Genomic DNA, 15,537 nt, shown 5'->3' with positions numbered 1-15,537 from the left:
GCACGCACGTCCGGCGCTTCTGCGCCATGGCATTTTTCTTCGCCTTTTTTCGCAAGGACCAGACATGATCAAGGTAGGTATCGTTGGCGGAACCGGTTACACCGGCGTCGAATTGCTGCGTATTTTCGCCACCCATCCGCAAGCCCGGGTGGAGGCCGTGACCTCGCGCAAGGAAGACGGCATGCCCGTGGCCGAGATGTATCCGTCCCTGCGCGGCCGCGTGGATGTGGCGTTCTCCTCGCCCGACAAGGCCCGCCTGAACGACTGTGATGTGGTCTTCTTTGCCACCCCGCACGGCGTGGCCATGGCCCAGGCCCCGGAACTGGTGGCGGCCGGCGTGAAGGTCATCGACCTGGCTGCGGACTTCCGCATGCAGGACGTGGCCGCCTTCGAAAAGTGGTACAAGCTGCCGCACAGCTGCACCGACCTGTTGAAGGAAGCCGCCTACGGCCTGCCCGAACTGAACCGCGAAGCCATCCGCAAGGCGCGCGTGGTGGGCAATCCGGGCTGCTATCCGACCACCATGCAGCTGGGTTTTGCGCCGCTCCTGAAGGCTGGCGTGATCGATGCCTCGCACCTGATCGCCGACTGCAAATCCGGCGTCTCCGGCGCGGGCCGCAAGGCTGAGCTGAGCCTGCTGTTCTCGGAGGCGTCCGACAACTTCAAGGCCTATGGCGTGTCCGGCCACCGTCACTCGCCCGAGACCATCGAGCGCCTGTCGCACCTGACCAGCGACAAGGTGGGCCTGCTGTTCACGCCGCACCTGGTGCCGATGATCCGCGGCATGCATTCCACGTTGTACGCGCGCCTGACCAGAGAGATCGACAACGCCGCCCTGCAAGCCCTGTTCGAAGAGGCTTACAAGGATGAGCCCTTCGTCGATGTGCTGCCCTTCGGTTCGCATCCCGAGACCCGCACCACGCGCGCCTCCAACATGCTGCGCCTGGCCGTGCATCGTCCGGACAATGGCGACACCGTGGTGGTGCTGGTGGTCCAGGACAACCTGGTCAAGGGCGCTTCCGGTCAGGCCGTGCAGTGCATGAACCTGATGTTCGGTCTGGAAGAAACCACCGGCCTGCAACAGGTCCCGGTCCTGCCGTGAAGTACCGCTTATGGCGTCGGCGCATGAGCATTTCTGCGCCGAAGATGACCATCAAGCGCCACCTGCCGTGGCCGCTGATGATCTTGCTGTGGGCTGTGGTGGTGGCAGTGGGCGCGGCGGCGGCGGTCTGGACTTACCAGCTCGGCCGCAACAACCTGCCGGGCCTGCATGGCGATGCCAGCGAGCAGATCGAGCAACTGAGTGAACAGGTCAAGAAGCTGACGGCTGAAAATGAGCGCTTGCAATCTGCCTCCAACGCGTCGCAAAATGAACTGAAGATCGCCCAGACGGCCCAGGCCACGCTGGCCACCCAGGTCAAGAACCTGGAGGCGGAAAACAACCGCCAGAAGGAAGACCTGGCCTTCTTCGACAGCCTCCTGCCAACCAACCTGGGCGCGCCCGGCATCACCATCCAGCGCTTCAAGGCCGAACAGGCGGCACCCAACCAGCTGCGCTACCGCGTGCTGGTGATGCAAGGTGGTGGAGGAACGCAACAGTTTTCGGGAAACCTACAGCTTAGTGTCAATGTTGTACAGGGCGGCAAAGGTGTTACCATCAACTTCCCTGAAGGCAATACCGCCGACCAGGCGCGCTACCGGCTCGCATTCAAGTACTACCAGCGGGTCGAAGGCCTGCTGACCATTCCTGAGGGCGCCACCGTCAAATCGGTGGCCGTCCGTGTTCTTGACCGCGGCCAGGTGCGAGCCCAGCAGTCGGTAGATCTGTGAGGTGATTCCATGTTTACACGCAAAACCAAAAGCACGATCGACAGCCTGATCGGCATGTCCACCAGCATCAAGGGCGACGTCGGTTTCAAGGGCGGCCTGCGCATCGATGGCGCCATCAACGGCAACATCAATGCCGAGAGCGGCCAGCCCAGCGTGCTGGTCATTTCCGAGCATGCCAAGGTGGTCGGTGAGATCCGCGCGGCGCATCTGATCGTCAATGGCGAGATCATCGGCGACGTCCACTCCACCGAGTTGCTGGAACTGCAACCCAAGGCTCGCATTACCGGCAACGTCTTCTACAAGGCGCTGGAGATGCACGGCGGCGCCCTCGTCTCCGGCAAGCTCAGCCATGACCAGCAGGTGGAAACGCCGATGCTGAAGCTGGCTGCATCGTCGGAAGCATGAAAATCCGCAAGCGCTTATAATGGCTTGATCGATCCAATGTATTGATCCGCCTCAAAGCCCAGCAGGAGCCCAATATGAATGCCGTAGCCGAACTGCAACAAACCGACATGCCCGCCCCCATCAACTTCAGCGACAGCGCTGCCGCCAAGGTGGCCCAGCTGATCGAGGAAGAAGGCAATCCCGACCTGAAACTGCGCGTCTTCGTGCAAGGCGGTGGTTGCTCGGGTTTCCAGTACGGGTTTACCTTCGATGAAATCGTCAACGAAGACGACACCACCATGAGCAAGAACGGCGTCCAGCTGCTGATCGACTCGATGAGCTACCAGTACCTGGTGGGCGCCGAGATCGACTACAAGGATGACCTGGAAGGCGCACAATTCGTCATCAAGAATCCGAACGCCACGACCACTTGCGGTTGCGGTTCCTCGTTCTCGGTGTAAGCGCTGCCAGACTCCCCGCACCATGCCGGTTTGCGGGGAGATGAAGAAAAAGGACGCCCCGGCGTCCTTTTTTCATGTCCTCAATCTTCATATCGGCCTGGACCCACCGTCCGACGGGCCTCTCCGGCGCCTGCGCGCAGAAGCCGGAAAAGCCCTTTCCCGCCTCATCCCAATTCCGTGAAGGCTTTGGCCGCTGCAGCGATGGTTTCCTCGATGATGGCGTCGCTGTGCTGGGCCGACACGAAGCCTGCCTCGAAGGCGGAAGGCGCAAAGTACACACCTGCCTCCAGCATCTTGTGGAAGAAGCGATTGAAGCGCTCCTTGTCGCCTTGCATCACCTCGGCATAGCTGGTCGGTACCTTGGCATCGAAATACAGCCCGAACATGCCGCCAATCGCATCGGCGGCGAAGGTCACGCCAGCCGCCTTGGCCGCCGCGGTGAGGCCATCGGCCAGCTTGCGGGTCTGGGCCGTCAGGTGGGCGTAGAACCCGGGTTGCTGGATGATCTTCAGGGTCGCCATGCCGGCCGCGACCGTCACCGGATTTCCGGAGAGCGTGCCAGCCTGGTAGACCCCGCCCAGCGGCGCCAGATGCTTCATCACCTCGGCACGGCCACCGAAGGCGGCCACCGGCAGGCCGCCGCCGATCACCTTGCCCAGCGCCGTCAGGTCGGGGACGATGCCGTTCAATTCCTGGGCGCCGCCGCGGGCCACACGGAAGCCCGACATCACTTCGTCGAAGATCAGGATGGCGCCGTATTCGGTACACAGGCGGCGCATGGTGCGCAGGAACTCGTCCGAAGCACGCACCAGGTTCATGTTGCCCGCCACAGGTTCGACGATCACGCAGGCGATCTCGTTGCCGGCATTCTTGAAGGCTTCTTCCAGCTGCTCGGCATTGTTGTAGTCCAGCACCAGCGTGTGCTTGGCGAAATCTTCCGGCACCCCGGCCGAGGTCGGATTGCCGAAGGTCAGCAGGCCGCTGCCGGCCTTCACCAGCAGGGAATCGGCATGGCCGTGGTAGCAGCCTTCGAACTTGATGATCTTGTCGCGGCCGGTAGCGCCACGGGCCAGGCGCAGCGCGCTCATGGTGGCTTCGGTGCCGGAGGAGACCAGGCGGATCTGCTCGATGGAAGGCACCAGCTTGATGATTTCCTCGGCCATTTCGATTTCGGCCTCGGTCGGCGCACCGAAGGACAGGCCGCGCGCGGCCGCCTGCTGCACGGCCCTGACCACTTCCGGATGGGCGTGACCGACGATGGCCGGGCCCCAGGAGCCGATGTAGTCGATGTAGCGTTTGCCTTCGGCATCCCAGAACCAGGGGCCTTCGGCGCGTTCGATGAAGCGCGGGGTGCCGCCTACCGAGCGGAAGGCACGTACCGGGGAATTGACGCCGCCGGGCGTGCTTTGCTGGGCGCGGGCGAAGAGTGAGGCATTGGTCTTGGTCATGTGTGTGCTAAGCAATGTGTGCTGATCCAGTGGATCAGTTGAGGGAGGGTGGTGCGTCCAGATCGGCGGGATACTCCGATTCGCGCGCCCAGAAATAGCGGTCGGGCAGCAGCTTGCCCATGCCTACGCGCTGTGCATTGGCCAGCGCGGCCAGCGTGAATTCCTGCGCCTCGGAGGCCGCCAGCGGTACTTCCAGGTCATTGGCCAGCATCGCGGCCAGCGCACCGGAGAGCGTGCTGCCGGCGCCAACAAAGGAGCCGGGCAGGCGCGGCCAGGCATCCTGGCGCACCAGGCCGGATTCGTCGAAGAGCGAATTGGCCACTTCCTGCAGATCGGTCTGGGTATTGGTCACCAGCAGGTATTCGCAGCCCATCTCGATGATGTGCATGGCGTCCAGCATGAGCGTGTCGCCGACCACCGGCTCGCGCCAGGTCTCGGCCAGGCGCGTGAGTTCGCCGGCCGAGCAGATCAGCACGGTCGCCTGCGGGATCAGCAGTTCGCGGATGGCGATGAGGCGGTCATCCTCGTCCTCCTGATTGGCCAGGGCGCTGATGAAGGGGTCCAGGATCAGCGGCACGTCGGGGTAGTCCGAGACGATCTCGGCAATCACCGAGATGTTTTCGATGCTGCCCAGCGCCCCCACCTTGAAGGCGGATACCGCCATGTCTTCGAGAATGACGCGGGCCTGGTCGGCAACCCAGTCGACGTCGACCACCTGCACGTCTTCGACGCGGGCGGTGTCACCGATGAGCAAAGCAGTCACCACCGACAAACCGTGGCAGCCCATGGCGGCGAAGGTGGCGAGATCGGCCTGCACGCCCGTGGCGCCGACCGGATCGGCGGCGCCGAAGCTGAGGATGAGGGGAGGAGTTTGGTTTTGCACGTCGAGTAGATTAAGATAGCTGACTTAGCATTTTACTTGATTGATTTTAGGGATAGTCAGCCGTGACGAATAGCAGCCAAACCGAATTCAAAACCTGGATGTGCCTGATCTGTGGTTGGATCTACGACGAAGAAGCAGGCCTGCCCGAAGAAGGCATCGCCCCGGGCACCCGCTGGGACGACGTGCCCATCAACTGGACCTGCCCGGAATGCGGCGCCCGCAAGGAAGATTTCGAGATGGTCGCCATCTGATCGCTTCCTGATCGCCCGCCGCCGACGGCTTCGGTATCGCGTCCCGCCGCCAGGTTCCTGGTGGCACGCAGGCGGCGTCTCCTCCTTGCCGGGAGCCGTCGCTGGTCCTTTGTTTTTCCCTCTGACGAGGTTTGATGTACATCAAACTCTCGCTTTATCACGCGTTTCGTCTCGTTTTCCCATCATTTTTTCTGCCCGCTGGTGCAATGCCATTGCCAGGTGGAAAAGCGTTGAGCTTTTCTGGGTAAAATCGGCCCGGTACCAGCTTTGCCCGCCCGACCGGATCACAGGACGCGCAGACGTCCGCCCGGCACCTGAACGGCACTCCCCCCACACGGTCTTGTCAGTCGCGCCCAGCCCCGCCATCGGGCCGCTGGTCCGTTACGGCTCGCCTGTGCCCAAGCGCATGGCCGCAGGACCTTTTTTAACCGTTTCATCAGTCTGGTTGGTATGCCACACCCCAAAGATTTCTTCATCGACGCATCCCCCACCCGCAGCAGTCCTGGTTTGCAGCAGCGCGAAGGGCTGGAGCAGTTCCAGGCCTCGCTGCTGGCGCGCATGGCCGCTTCCGACAATGAAAGCATGCGCTCGCGCCGCCTGGCGGTGGCCATGGGCGAGCATTGCTGCCTGATCCCGCTGGTCCAGGCCGGTGAGATCGCGCCGCTGGCCGGCATGGCCATCACGCCGGTACCGGCCACTCACGATTGGTTTCGCGGCCTGCTCAACATCCGCGGCAACCTGATCGGCCTGGCTGACCTCACCGGACTGGCCGGTGCCCCGCCGCAAGAGATAGGGCGTAGCAGCCATGTGCTGCTGCTGGCCCACGGCCTGGCACCGCAGTGCGGCTTGCTGGTGTCAAGGGTATTGGGATTGCGCGACATAACAGAAATGACGCAAATATCGAAAAACTACGAGACCGAAATGCCCTTGCTGGGCGTTGTAGGACGTTATAAAGACAGCGGCGAAGTGCAATGGGACGAACTGGACCTGTCGCTGCTGAGCCAGGACAGCCGTTTTCTTCAGATCGGTCGCTGACAGTCGCTGCGGGAGCAGGCGCCAGAGGCGGGCGGCAAGCCGCTGCAATACCGAGAACTGAGCAAAGCAAAACACCGAAAAATCCAGAAGATCTGCGAGATCTGCAAAGAAGGAACAGGAACATCGGCCATGGAACCGACCTTGCCGTACTTGTCGAAAAAGAAGCTCCCGGCCGCCCGTCCGTCCGGCACCGGCACCGGCACCGGCAGCGCTGCCGTGACCGATGCCGATCTCGTCAAGCCGGGCGCAGGGGGCAGCACCGGCCTGCGCCTGCCCTGGCTGCACCGTTATTCACTGCGCACGCAGACGCGCGTGCTGCTGGGCGTGCTGGCGCTGTCGCTGGCGGCGCTGTGTCTGTTCATGTGGCTGGGCGCGCGCCTGTATTTGCTGGCGACATTGCAGACCAATATCGCTTCCGATCTGGTGATGCATTCCCAGCGCATCGGCAAGGCGGTGCCCAATGCCATCCAGGGCAATCCCCAGGCTTTCGTGCAACTGGCGCAGAGCCGCCTCGAATTCAATCGCGGCCTGCTGCTGCTCAGCAGCGGCGGGCCTTACCAGGGGCAGAACATCGGCTCGCCCGATCCCGCCCTCAAGCCGGCCCTGGACAACGTGGCGCGCCTGTGGCGGCGCACCGACCTGGCCGCCGAGACCATCCTCGGCATGGAAAAGGAACTGACCGGCTTCGGCGCCACCCTGAAGCGGCTCAATCAACTGCTGCCCTTGATGCTGGATCTGAGCGAGCAGATCGCCATGCTGCAGTCCCAAGGCCAGCCGACCACGCGCGAAATGGCCGCCGCCAGCCAGCTGGTGATGCTGACCCTGCGCCTGGGACGCAGCTCCAATGAATTCCTCACCTCCGATGGCGTCAACGCGGAAACCGCCTTCATGCTCGGCAAGGACATCACGGCCTTCGGCGATCTGTTGAAGAGCCTCATGGAGGGCAACGAGATGCTGCGCCTGCGGCCGGCCACCGACCCCGACCTGCGCAGCAAGCTGCGCGAGCTCACGGGCATCTTCGGCGACTACCAGCCGCAGATCGCCGGCATACTCGGCAACCTGCAGAATTTCATCGCTGCCAAGCGTTCCGAGCAGCTGGTGTTCATGGAAAACGAAACCCTCAAGCGCCATCTCACCGAGCTGCAGGATGCCTATCGGCTCGCCTTGAAGGCACGCTCCTGGACCTTCTGGGCGGTGCTTTGCGTCATGGCCACGGCGCTGCTGAGCGCCATCGGCATCGCTCTGGTGCAATTGCAGAGCAGCCGCAACAATGCCGCCGCCGCCGAAGTGCGCCGTCAGGAAGCCGAGCTGCAGCGCCAGCTGGCCCAGCAGGAAGAAGAAAAGGCCATGCGCGCCAACCACCTCACCCAGACCGCCGTGCTGCGCCTGATGACCGAGCTGCAGCGTGTTGCCGATGGCGACCTGACGGTGCATACCACGGTCTCCGATGACGTCACCGGGGCCATCGCCGATTCCGTCAACTACACCGTGGAAGCCCTGCGCGCGCTGGTGGAGCAGGTCACGCAGATGGCCGCCAAGGTGGCGCTCAGTTCCGAACAGGTACGCGGCACCACCACCGAGCTGGGCGCGGCGGCACGGGCCCAGGCGCGGCGCATCCAGCGCATCGCCCAGGCCATGCTGGAAATGTCCAACCAGATCACCGGCATCTCGGTGTCGGCCGATGAATCCGCCGATGTCGCCCGCCACGCCGTGGTGGTGGCCGAGCGCGGGGCGCGGGCGGTGGAAGATGCGGTCAAGGCGATGGACGGCATCGGCGAGCAGATCCGCGAGACCTCGGAGCGCATCAAGCGCCTGGGGGCGTCTTCGCAGATGATCGGCGAGATTACCGAGCTCATTTCCGACATCACCGAACGCACCAACGTGCTGGCGCTCAATGCCGCCATCCAGGCCGCCTCGGCGGGTGATGCCGGGCGCGGCTTTTCCGTGGTGGCCGAGGAGGTGCAGCACCTGGCCGAGCGCTCCAGTGCTGCCACCCGCGAAATCGGCGCGCTGGTACGCATGATCCAGGCCGATACCAGCGATGTGGTCGTGGCCATGGAAAAATCCACCAACGGCGTCACCGATGGTGCCGTGCTGTCGGACGCGGCCGGCAGCGCCCTGGCTGATATCCGCAGCGTCTCAAAGCGCCTGGCCGACCTGATCCAGGGCATGGCGGTGTCCACCCGCGAACAGGCCGTATCGGCCAATGGCGTGGCCCAGCAGATCCAGGGCATCCTGAGCGAAAACGACATCATCGAGCAAAGCCGCGAGCAGGTTTCCACGCTCTATGAAGAACTGTGGGATGCCGCACGCCAGCTGGAAAGCTCGGTCTCACGCTTCCGCATCAAGGTTTCCTGATCCCGCCGCCATGATGACCGACACCGGAATCGCTGCTGCCCAGTCCCCCATCAGTGCAGGCGGTGACCAGCGCCTGCGCGAAACCTTGCGTCCGCTGCTGGCCATCGTGCGCCAGCAAAGCGCGGCCTGGATTGCCCGCCTCGATCAGGAGGACGTCCTGCCAGGGCTGCCGGGGCTGGTCCTGCGCACCCTGGCGGCGCTGCGCGATTACGCCGGCAGCAGCGGTGCCACGGCATTTGCCGACTCGGCCTCAGCACTATTGGAATCACTGCAGCGCCAGGGCAGCGATGCCGCCGCGCAGGCGTGCACGCGCAGCCTTCTCGACGCGGGCGTACAGGCCCTGACGGCACAGCTTGAGGCCCCGCTGACGCCGGCCATGCAGTCGCCGCCCGAAGTGATCGATCCGGTGCTGCTGCCGGTCTTTCTGGAGGAAGCGCAGGAGCTTATCGCCGGCATCGGCGAGACCTTGCTGGTGCTGCCCGACAGCGAGCGCCCCGGTGCGGCCGATGCCAGCCTGCTGGCCGAGCTGGCGCGTCCGCTGCATACACTCAAGGGCAGTGCACGCATGGTCGGCGCGCTGCACCTGAGCCGTTGCCTGCATGAGATGGAAGGGGCGTTGCAGCGTCTGGGCGAGGCCAGCCCGGGTAGCCCCGCTCCGCAGACCGTGGCCGCGCTGCTGGCGCTGTATGACCAGGCGGTGGAACACTTCAGCACCTTGGAGCAGGGCATGGCGGCGTTGCCGCCTACCGCTGCCGTTCCGGCCGTAGCGCCGGTCGCTGCGGCCACCGAAGGACGACTGACCGCACCGCTGGTGCGCATCCGCACCACCGTGCTGGACAGGCTGCTGAACCAGGTAGGTGAAGTTTCCATCAGCCGCGCCCAGCTGGACAACGAGATTGGCGCCCTGCAGGGCGATGCCCGCAGCCTGGGTGAAGAATTGGACGCGCTGGTCGGGCAACTGCAGCGCTGGCAGCGTAGCTGGGCGCAGAGCGCGCCACCCTCACAGGGGGAGGCCAGCACCGGCCTGACGGAACTGACCAAGGCCATGGAAGTCGCCCTGGGCGCCGCAGTGGCGCGCCAGAAGCGACTGCTGCAGCGCGTGGTGAAGACCCGCGAAGGCCTGCGCCTGCAAGGTCGCACCACGCGCGAACTGCAACAGGAGCTCATACATGCGCGCATGGTCAAGTTCAACAGCATGGAGCCGCGCATGCAGCACCTGGTGCGTCAGGTGGCAGCGGAAACCGGCAAGCCGCTGGCGCTGGACCTCTCAGACTGCCGCCTGCAGATCGACCGCGCCATCCTGGAACGCCTCATGGGCCCGCTGGAACACCTGCTGCGCAATGCCGCCGTGCACGGCATCGAGGAGGCGGCGGTGCGCCGCGCCGCCGGCAAGCCGGCCAGCGGACAATTGCGCATCCGGGCGGGCCATGAAGGCAGCCAAGCCGTCATCCGCGTCAGCGACGATGGCCGTGGCCTCGACCTGCCCGGCATCCGACGCAAGGCGGAGCAACGCGGCCTGCGCGGTGTGGCACAGTGGAGCGAGGCGCGCCTGGCCGAGCTGATCTTCGAGCCCGGCTTCAGCACCCAGGCCCAGGTCTCGGCCCTGGCCGGACGCGGCATCGGCATGGATGTGGTGCGCGCCGAAGTGGCCGCGCTGGGCGGACGCATGACGGTGCATTCAAGTCAGGGGCAGGGGGTGCTCTTCACGCTGCATCTGCCGCTCTCGCTGGCGGTCCAGCAGGTTTGCCTGCTGCATCACCGGCAGCAGCAATACGCCATTCCGTCCACCCTCATCGACAGCGTGATCCAGCTACGCAGCGAGCAGGCACGCGATGCCCTGGCGCGGCGCACGCTGGAGGTCAACGGACGGCAACTGCTGCTGCATCCGCTGCATAGCCTGCTGGACGAGCCGCCACCCGTGCCGCAGCCGGACAGCGGTAAAGCGGGTTCGGCCTTTGCCCTGCTCATCAAGAATGGTGACGAACTGATGGTCATCATGGCCGACCACGTGAGCGGCAACCGCGAGGTGGTGGTCAAGCCGGTCGGGCCACAGGTGGCCACACTGGCCGGCATGGTGGGGGCCACCGTGCTGGGCGATGGGCAGATCGTGCTCATCATCAATCCGCTGCTGCTGGCGGGCTCGCGCCCGCTGCAGGGATAGCGATCAGTTGCCGGTTGCGACAGGGCGTTGCGGATCGGAGCTCCATTCGCTCCACGAGCCCGGATACAGATGGGCGCCCGGCAGGCCCGCCACTTCCAGCGCCAGCAGGTTGTGGCAAGCCGTCACCCCGGACCCGCACTGCATGACCGCAGCCTGCGGATCACCTAGCACTGACAGCCATTCCTCACGCAATTGCGCCGCACTCTTGAAGTGGCCATCGGCTTGCAGGTTGTCCTTGAAGAAGCGATTCTTCGCGCCCGGAATATGCCCGCCCACCGCATCGATGGTTTCGTTCTCGCCACGGAAGCGGTCCGGTGCGCGCGCATCGACCACCTGCAGCGCCTGGCTCTTGAGATTGTCGAGCAGGGTTTGCGCATCCACCGTCTTCACCAGCGGGGAAAGATCCTGGATGTTGCCCGGCTCAGCCGGTGCCGGCGTCTGGGTGGTCAGCGATTCGCCCAGCGCCTGCCAGGCCGCCATGCCACCGTCGAGCACGGCCACGTCGCTGTGGCCGATCCAGCGCAGCAGCCACCACAGACGCGCCGCGTACATGCCGCCGTGGGCGTCATACGCCACCACCTGGGTATCGTTGTTGATGCCCAGCGCGCGCATGGCCTGCACGAACTGCTGGCGATCCGGCAGCGGATGACGGCCATGGAAGCGCCCGGCGGCATCGGTCTTGGGGCCCGAGAGCAGCTCATCCAGATGGGCAAAGCGTGCCTGCGGCAGGTGGCCGGCGGCGTAGGCTTCGCGGCCGTAGGCGGGATTGGTGAGGTCATGACGGCAATCCACGACCACAATGTTCAGATATTGCGCACGCGACTTCAACTCGCTGGCGCTGATGAGGGTTTGGTAGGTCATGCGGCTCTCCTTTTGTTCATAGGCCCTCCGGGCGGGCAGGATTCGGGTAGTTGCGGATCTATACTTCGGTGGCGATCGGGTCGACCTTGGGCACGTTCTTTGCCACCGGCTGGCTCTTGCGCTGGTTGCGATAGGTGGCCAGCATGCCGCTGGCCAGGATGATCGCCATGCCCAGCCAGCCGATCCAGCCCGGCGCATCGTTCCAGATCAGCACCCCGAAGAGGCTGGAAAAGACGATGCCCGTGTATTGCAGGTTGGCCGTCACCAGCGTATTGCCGAGCCGGTAGGCGCGCGTCATGGCGATCTGCGCGGTGGTGGCCGTCAAGCCTATCATGAGCACCAGCAGCACACCTGCCCACGAATGGCTGTGCCACAGCGGCACGCGGCCCGTGACCACGCTCCCGACCAGTCCGGCCAGCACGCCCGTGGCAGAAAAGTAGAACACCACCCGGTACTCCGGTTCCCCCAGCAGTCCCAGCTTGCGCACCTGCAGGTAGACCAGCGCCGAGAGCACGCCCGAGGCCAGCGAGATGGCGCCGCCCAGCAACTGATCGGCGTTCAGCGAGGGACGCATCAACAGCGCCACACCCAGGAAGCTCAGCGCCACCGTGCCGGCCAGGCCCCATTCGAATTTCTTGTGGCCCTGCCACCATCCGGCCACGAACAGCATGACCGCGATCCAGATCGAGGACATGTAGTTCAGCGTGGTGGCCGTGGCAATCGGCAGCAGGCTGAAGGAGTAGAACCACATCCACAGCGAGACCACCCCGACGCCTCCACGGATGAAGTGGTCCCGTGGGAAGGGCGTACGCAGCGTGCCGCCGCGCAGGCGGATCAGGCCGAGGATGAAAAGCACGCCGATCATGCCCCGGCAGAGCACGATCTCGGAGGTCGTGTAATAACTGCTGGCGAGCTTGACGCACACGCCCATGACGGCAAAGAGGAATGAAGCAACGAGCATCCAGAGCGATTGCATGGCGGCGTTTTCAGTAAGGTGAGCAGAGGGTGGGGAATACGGAAGGGCTGTCGCCCGGCAGGGCGCGCGCCCCAAAGAAAACGGCAGCCCCGGCGTGAACCGGGGCTGCCGTCGTGCAGCAGTTGTGACAGGTGCGGGAGGTGCCGGAGGTGAGAGAAGGAGGGCGACAATGACGGCGCAAACTGCGTCCGTCGTGAGCTTGCCGCATTGCGTACATCTGCTTCCCCCTTGCGCGACCGATGGTCTGGTTATGGTGTGCTGGTTCCCTGTGGCACCTCGAGCTGCTGGCGATACCATTCGTGGAAGTGCTGCATGCCGTCTTCCATGGGCGACTGGTAGGGACCGACTTCGCTGGTGCCGCGATCCATCAGTATACGACGGCCGGCATCCATGCGCTGGGCGATCTCGTCATCCTCGACGCAGGTCTCCATGTAGGCGGCGCGCTCGGCCTCGACCAGTTCGCGTTCGAACAGGGCGATCTCTTCCGGATAGTAGAACTCCACCACGTTGGTGGTCTTCTGCGGACCGGTCGGCCAGAGCGTGGACACCACCAGCACGTGCGGATACCACTCCACCATGATGTTGGGGTAGAGCGTGAGCCAGATGGCGCCGTATTTGGGCGGCTGGCCGTTGGAGAATTGCAGCAGCTTTTCCTGCCACTTGGCATAGGTGGGCGAGCCGGACTTGATCAGGCCGTGGTTCACGCCCACGGTCTGGACGCTGTAGTCGCGGCCGAACTCCCACTTCAGGTCCGAGCAGCTCACGAAGTTGCCCAGGCCGGGATGGAAGGGCTCGACGTGGTAATCCTCCAGGTAGACCTCGATGAAGGTCTTCCAGTTGTAGTCGCACTCGTGGACTTCGGTGTGGTCGTACAGGTAGCCGGAGAAATCCAGATCGCGCGTCACGCCCAGGTTCCTGAGCTTGTCGGCGATGTTGACGCCATTGTTTTCGAACAGCAGTCCGTTCCAGCTCTGCAGCGGGGTCTTGGACAGGTTCATGCACGGCGTCTCGCCGAAATGCGGCGCGCCGATCAGTTCACCCTTCAGATCATAGGTCCAGCGATGCAGGGGACAGACGATGTTGTTGGCGTTGCCGCGGCCATCGAGCATCTTGGCCTGGCGGTGGCGGCATACGTTGGACAGCAGTTCAATACCCTGCGCATTGCGCACCAGCATGCGGCCTTCGTTTTCCCACGGCAGCGTGGAATAGTCGCCGGCGTTCGGCACCATCAGCTCATGGCCGACGTAACGAGGTCCTTGCTGGAAGAGTTGTTTCAGTTCCCGCTGATAGAGCGGTTCGTCGAAGTAGACGTGGACTGGAAGTTGCGCGTTTGAGCGCGCCAATTTGGCAAAAGTAGCAAGATCGGACATTTCCGCCCCCAAATTAATTTGCACCAACCTAAGGAAGAAAATCCGCAAAAACCTATGTTCAAATAATATGAAGAGGAAATTTTGGACAGAACCGAGGATTATGCCACAAAACCCCCGCAAGGGGCCGGGTTTTGTGGGCAAAATGCCAGTAAATCAGCCGAATTTACAAGCTCGGCTCGAAATCATCCGACATTTCCACGCCCTCGATTGACTTGGTAATCGCCGGTTTGTTCTAAAATACCGGGTTAGATTTTTGAATGGGTCGATATGCCTAGAACCTCTGCCGCTGCTGCCACTGCCGACTTGCCCGCTTCCTTCGAGCAGGCCATGGAGGAACTGGAACAGCTCGTCGCCCGCATGGAAGCCGGTGAACTGCCGCTGGAAGCGTCGGTGGCCGCCTACAAGCGCGGCTCCGAACTGGTCAGGTTCTGCGCCGGCCAGCTCGACAAGGTGGACAGCCAGGTCAAGCTGCTCGAAGGCGACATGCTCAAGCCCTTCAGCGCAGCCGATGCTGCCGGCGGGGACGAGTGATGAATGCACAGATGCCGGCCGCCAGCGCGCAGGCCCCGCTTGATTTCGCCGACTGGATGCGCCAGGTGCAAGGCGGCATGGAAGACGTGCTGGATCGTTTCCTGCCCTCGTCGTCGGTCGTGCCGGCGCGGCTGCACGAAGCCATGCGCTACACCGCCATGGACGGCGGCAAGCGCGTGCGTCCGCTGCTGGTCTACGCCGCCGGTGACATCTTCGATACCCCGCGCGCCCTGCTGGACCGGGCCGCTGCGGCCGTGGAGATGATCCACGTGTATTCGCTGGTGCATGACGACATGCCCTGCATGGATGACGATGCGCTGCGCCGTGGCAAGCCCACCGTGCACGTGCAGTATGACGAAGCCACGGCGCTGCTGGTCGGTGACGCCCTGCAGGCGCAGGCCTTCGATATCTTGTCGGCACCGCTGGAGGCCGAACTTGGCAAGAGCGATGCCGGCCTGCCGGCACGTCAGCTGCGCATGCTGAATCTGCTGGCCCAGGCCGCCGGTTCGGTAGGCATGTGCGGTGGTCAGGCCATCGACCTGGCCAGCGTGGGCATGACCCTCTCGCTGGCCGAGCTGGAACAGATGCACCGCCTGAAAACCGGCGCCCTCCTGCGCGCGGCGGTGCTGCTGGGTGCACTTGGCGGCAAGGCTCTCACGGCAGCGGAAAGCGCGGCCCTGGACGAATACGCCCGCGCCATCGGCCTGGCCTTCCAGGTAGTCGATGACATCCTCGACGCCACCGCCGACTCGGCCACATTGGGCAAGACGGCCGGCAAGGATGCGGCCGACAACAAGCCGACCTATGTCTCGATCCTGGGCCTGGCCGAATCGCAGGCACTGGCCGAGAAGCTGCGCGGCAACGCCCATGCGGCGCTGGCGCCCTTCGGCGAGAAGGCGCGCCGGCTGCGCGAACTGGCCGACCTGATCGTGCAGAGAAAGACCTAAGCGACGTAACAAGCGATGTAACCCAGGCATGAAGACGGATC

The 15,537-nt window shown here is 64.1% G+C and carries 15 protein-coding genes; 10 read left to right on the top strand and 5 right to left on the bottom strand.

Going from position 1 to position 15,537, the window contains the following annotated elements; translation table 11 throughout:
- The first annotated feature begins 64 nt into the window (after positions 1-64).
- The 4 genes from argC (at position 65) to erpA (ending at position 2,675) form a co-directional block, all read left to right on the top strand.
- Positions 65-1,102, top strand: coding sequence for an N-acetyl-gamma-glutamyl-phosphate reductase (argC, locus tag AACH55_RS19810; protein ID WP_338716351.1), 1,038 nt, complete (start codon positions 65-67; stop codon positions 1,100-1,102).
- A 23-nt stretch (positions 1,103-1,125) separates the two neighbouring features.
- Positions 1,126-1,830, top strand: a complete 705-nt coding sequence (locus AACH55_RS19805) for a DUF6776 family protein (RefSeq protein ID WP_338716350.1) — start codon at positions 1,126-1,128, stop codon at positions 1,828-1,830.
- 9 nt (positions 1,831-1,839) lie between these two features.
- Positions 1,840-2,235, top strand: coding sequence for a polymer-forming cytoskeletal protein (locus AACH55_RS19800; protein ID WP_338716349.1), 396 nt, complete (start codon positions 1,840-1,842; stop codon positions 2,233-2,235).
- Between the two features lie 74 nt (positions 2,236-2,309).
- Complete coding sequence (erpA, locus tag AACH55_RS19795) at positions 2,310-2,675, top strand: iron-sulfur cluster insertion protein ErpA (protein WP_008331898.1); 366 nt, start codon at positions 2,310-2,312, stop codon at positions 2,673-2,675.
- Between the two features lie 164 nt (positions 2,676-2,839).
- Here erpA and hemL read toward each other — a convergent pair whose 3' ends face one another.
- Positions 2,840-4,123 carry a glutamate-1-semialdehyde 2,1-aminomutase gene (gene hemL, locus AACH55_RS19790; RefSeq protein WP_338716348.1) on the bottom strand — a complete coding sequence of 428 codons (1,284 nt, stop codon included), beginning with the start codon at positions 4,121-4,123 and terminating at the stop codon, positions 2,840-2,842.
- 34 nt (positions 4,124-4,157) lie between these two features.
- Positions 4,158-5,006 carry a hydroxymethylpyrimidine/phosphomethylpyrimidine kinase gene (locus tag AACH55_RS19785; protein WP_338716347.1) on the bottom strand — a complete coding sequence of 283 codons (849 nt, stop codon included), beginning with the start codon at positions 5,004-5,006 and terminating at the stop codon, positions 4,158-4,160.
- A gap of 98 nt (positions 5,007-5,104) precedes the next feature.
- Between AACH55_RS19785 and AACH55_RS19780 the strand changes: the two genes are divergently transcribed.
- From AACH55_RS19780 to AACH55_RS19765, 4 genes are all read left to right on the top strand, one after another.
- Positions 5,105-5,257, top strand: coding sequence for a rubredoxin (locus AACH55_RS19780; RefSeq protein ID WP_006461975.1), 153 nt, complete (start codon positions 5,105-5,107; stop codon positions 5,255-5,257).
- Between the two features lie 450 nt (positions 5,258-5,707).
- A complete protein-coding gene (locus AACH55_RS19775) occupies positions 5,708-6,292 on the top strand; it encodes a chemotaxis protein CheW (RefSeq protein ID WP_338716346.1) in 585 nt (194 codons plus the stop codon).
- Between the two features lie 129 nt (positions 6,293-6,421).
- Positions 6,422-8,650, top strand: a complete 2,229-nt coding sequence (locus AACH55_RS19770) for a methyl-accepting chemotaxis protein (protein ID WP_338716345.1) — start codon at positions 6,422-6,424, stop codon at positions 8,648-8,650.
- 10 nt (positions 8,651-8,660) lie between these two features.
- Entirely contained in the window at positions 8,661-10,811 is a 2,151-nt protein-coding gene (locus AACH55_RS19765; protein WP_338716344.1) for an ATP-binding protein, read from the top strand.
- Between the two features lie 3 nt (positions 10,812-10,814).
- Here the strand turns inward: AACH55_RS19765 and AACH55_RS19760 are convergent, their stop codons facing one another.
- The 3 genes from AACH55_RS19760 to AACH55_RS19750 all read right to left on the bottom strand — a co-directional run bounded on the left by AACH55_RS19760 (position 10,815) and on the right by AACH55_RS19750 (position 14,018).
- Positions 10,815-11,672, bottom strand: a complete 858-nt coding sequence (locus AACH55_RS19760) for a sulfurtransferase (protein WP_338716343.1) — start codon at positions 11,670-11,672, stop codon at positions 10,815-10,817.
- A 58-nt stretch (positions 11,673-11,730) separates the two neighbouring features.
- Positions 11,731-12,648, bottom strand: a complete 918-nt coding sequence (locus AACH55_RS19755) for a DMT family transporter (RefSeq protein WP_338716342.1) — start codon at positions 12,646-12,648, stop codon at positions 11,731-11,733.
- 248 nt (positions 12,649-12,896) lie between these two features.
- Positions 12,897-14,018 (bottom strand): aromatic ring-hydroxylating dioxygenase subunit alpha, encoded by a 1,122-nt coding sequence (locus AACH55_RS19750; RefSeq protein WP_338716341.1) that lies wholly within the window; start codon positions 14,016-14,018, stop codon positions 12,897-12,899.
- A gap of 267 nt (positions 14,019-14,285) precedes the next feature.
- Here AACH55_RS19750 and AACH55_RS19745 point away from each other — a divergent pair, with 267 nt between their 5' ends.
- Both AACH55_RS19745 and AACH55_RS19740 read left to right on the top strand, forming a co-directional pair.
- Complete coding sequence (locus tag AACH55_RS19745) at positions 14,286-14,549, top strand: exodeoxyribonuclease VII small subunit (RefSeq protein ID WP_338716340.1); 264 nt, start codon at positions 14,286-14,288, stop codon at positions 14,547-14,549.
- The gene (locus AACH55_RS19740; RefSeq protein WP_338716339.1) at positions 14,549-15,496 is read left to right on the top strand and encodes a polyprenyl synthetase family protein; all 948 of its coding nucleotides are present in this window, start codon (positions 14,549-14,551) and stop codon (positions 15,494-15,496) included. The genes AACH55_RS19745 and AACH55_RS19740 overlap by 1 nt, the downstream gene beginning before the upstream one ends.
- Positions 15,497-15,537 lie beyond the last annotated feature (41 nt).

It is taken from the genome of Herbaspirillum sp. DW155, assembly GCF_037076565.1.
In the GTDB taxonomy this organism is placed as follows: Bacteria; Pseudomonadota; Gammaproteobacteria; order Burkholderiales; family Burkholderiaceae_D; genus Herbaspirillum.
Note: the sequence above shows the minus strand (reverse complement) of the source record. Positions and strands in the feature narration are given on the sequence as shown.

Excerpts from the sequence above, each read along its gene's own strand:
- argC (WP_338716351.1), top strand. The coding sequence starts at position 65 with ATGATCAAGGTAGGTATCGTTGGCGGAACCGGTTACACCGGCGTCGAA.
- AACH55_RS19805 (WP_338716350.1), top strand. The coding sequence starts at position 1,126 with ATGAGCATTTCTGCGCCGAAGATGACCATCAAGCGCCACCTGCCGTGG.
- AACH55_RS19800 (WP_338716349.1), top strand. The coding sequence starts at position 1,840 with ATGTTTACACGCAAAACCAAAAGCACGATCGACAGCCTGATCGGCATG.
- erpA (WP_008331898.1), top strand. The coding sequence starts at position 2,310 with ATGAATGCCGTAGCCGAACTGCAACAAACCGACATGCCCGCCCCCATC.
- hemL (WP_338716348.1), bottom strand. The coding sequence starts at position 4,123 with ATGACCAAGACCAATGCCTCACTCTTCGCCCGCGCCCAGCAAAGCACG.
- AACH55_RS19780 (WP_006461975.1), top strand. The coding sequence starts at position 5,105 with ATGTGCCTGATCTGTGGTTGGATCTACGACGAAGAAGCAGGCCTGCCC.
- AACH55_RS19775 (WP_338716346.1), top strand. The coding sequence starts at position 5,708 with ATGCCACACCCCAAAGATTTCTTCATCGACGCATCCCCCACCCGCAGC.
- AACH55_RS19770 (WP_338716345.1), top strand. The coding sequence starts at position 6,422 with ATGGAACCGACCTTGCCGTACTTGTCGAAAAAGAAGCTCCCGGCCGCC.
- AACH55_RS19765 (WP_338716344.1), top strand. The coding sequence starts at position 8,661 with ATGATGACCGACACCGGAATCGCTGCTGCCCAGTCCCCCATCAGTGCA.
- AACH55_RS19760 (WP_338716343.1), bottom strand. The coding sequence starts at position 11,672 with ATGACCTACCAAACCCTCATCAGCGCCAGCGAGTTGAAGTCGCGTGCG.
- AACH55_RS19755 (WP_338716342.1), bottom strand. The coding sequence starts at position 12,648 with ATGCAATCGCTCTGGATGCTCGTTGCTTCATTCCTCTTTGCCGTCATG.
- AACH55_RS19750 (WP_338716341.1), bottom strand. The coding sequence starts at position 14,018 with ATGTCCGATCTTGCTACTTTTGCCAAATTGGCGCGCTCAAACGCGCAA.
- AACH55_RS19745 (WP_338716340.1), top strand. The coding sequence starts at position 14,286 with ATGCCTAGAACCTCTGCCGCTGCTGCCACTGCCGACTTGCCCGCTTCC.
- AACH55_RS19740 (WP_338716339.1), top strand. The coding sequence starts at position 14,549 with ATGAATGCACAGATGCCGGCCGCCAGCGCGCAGGCCCCGCTTGATTTC.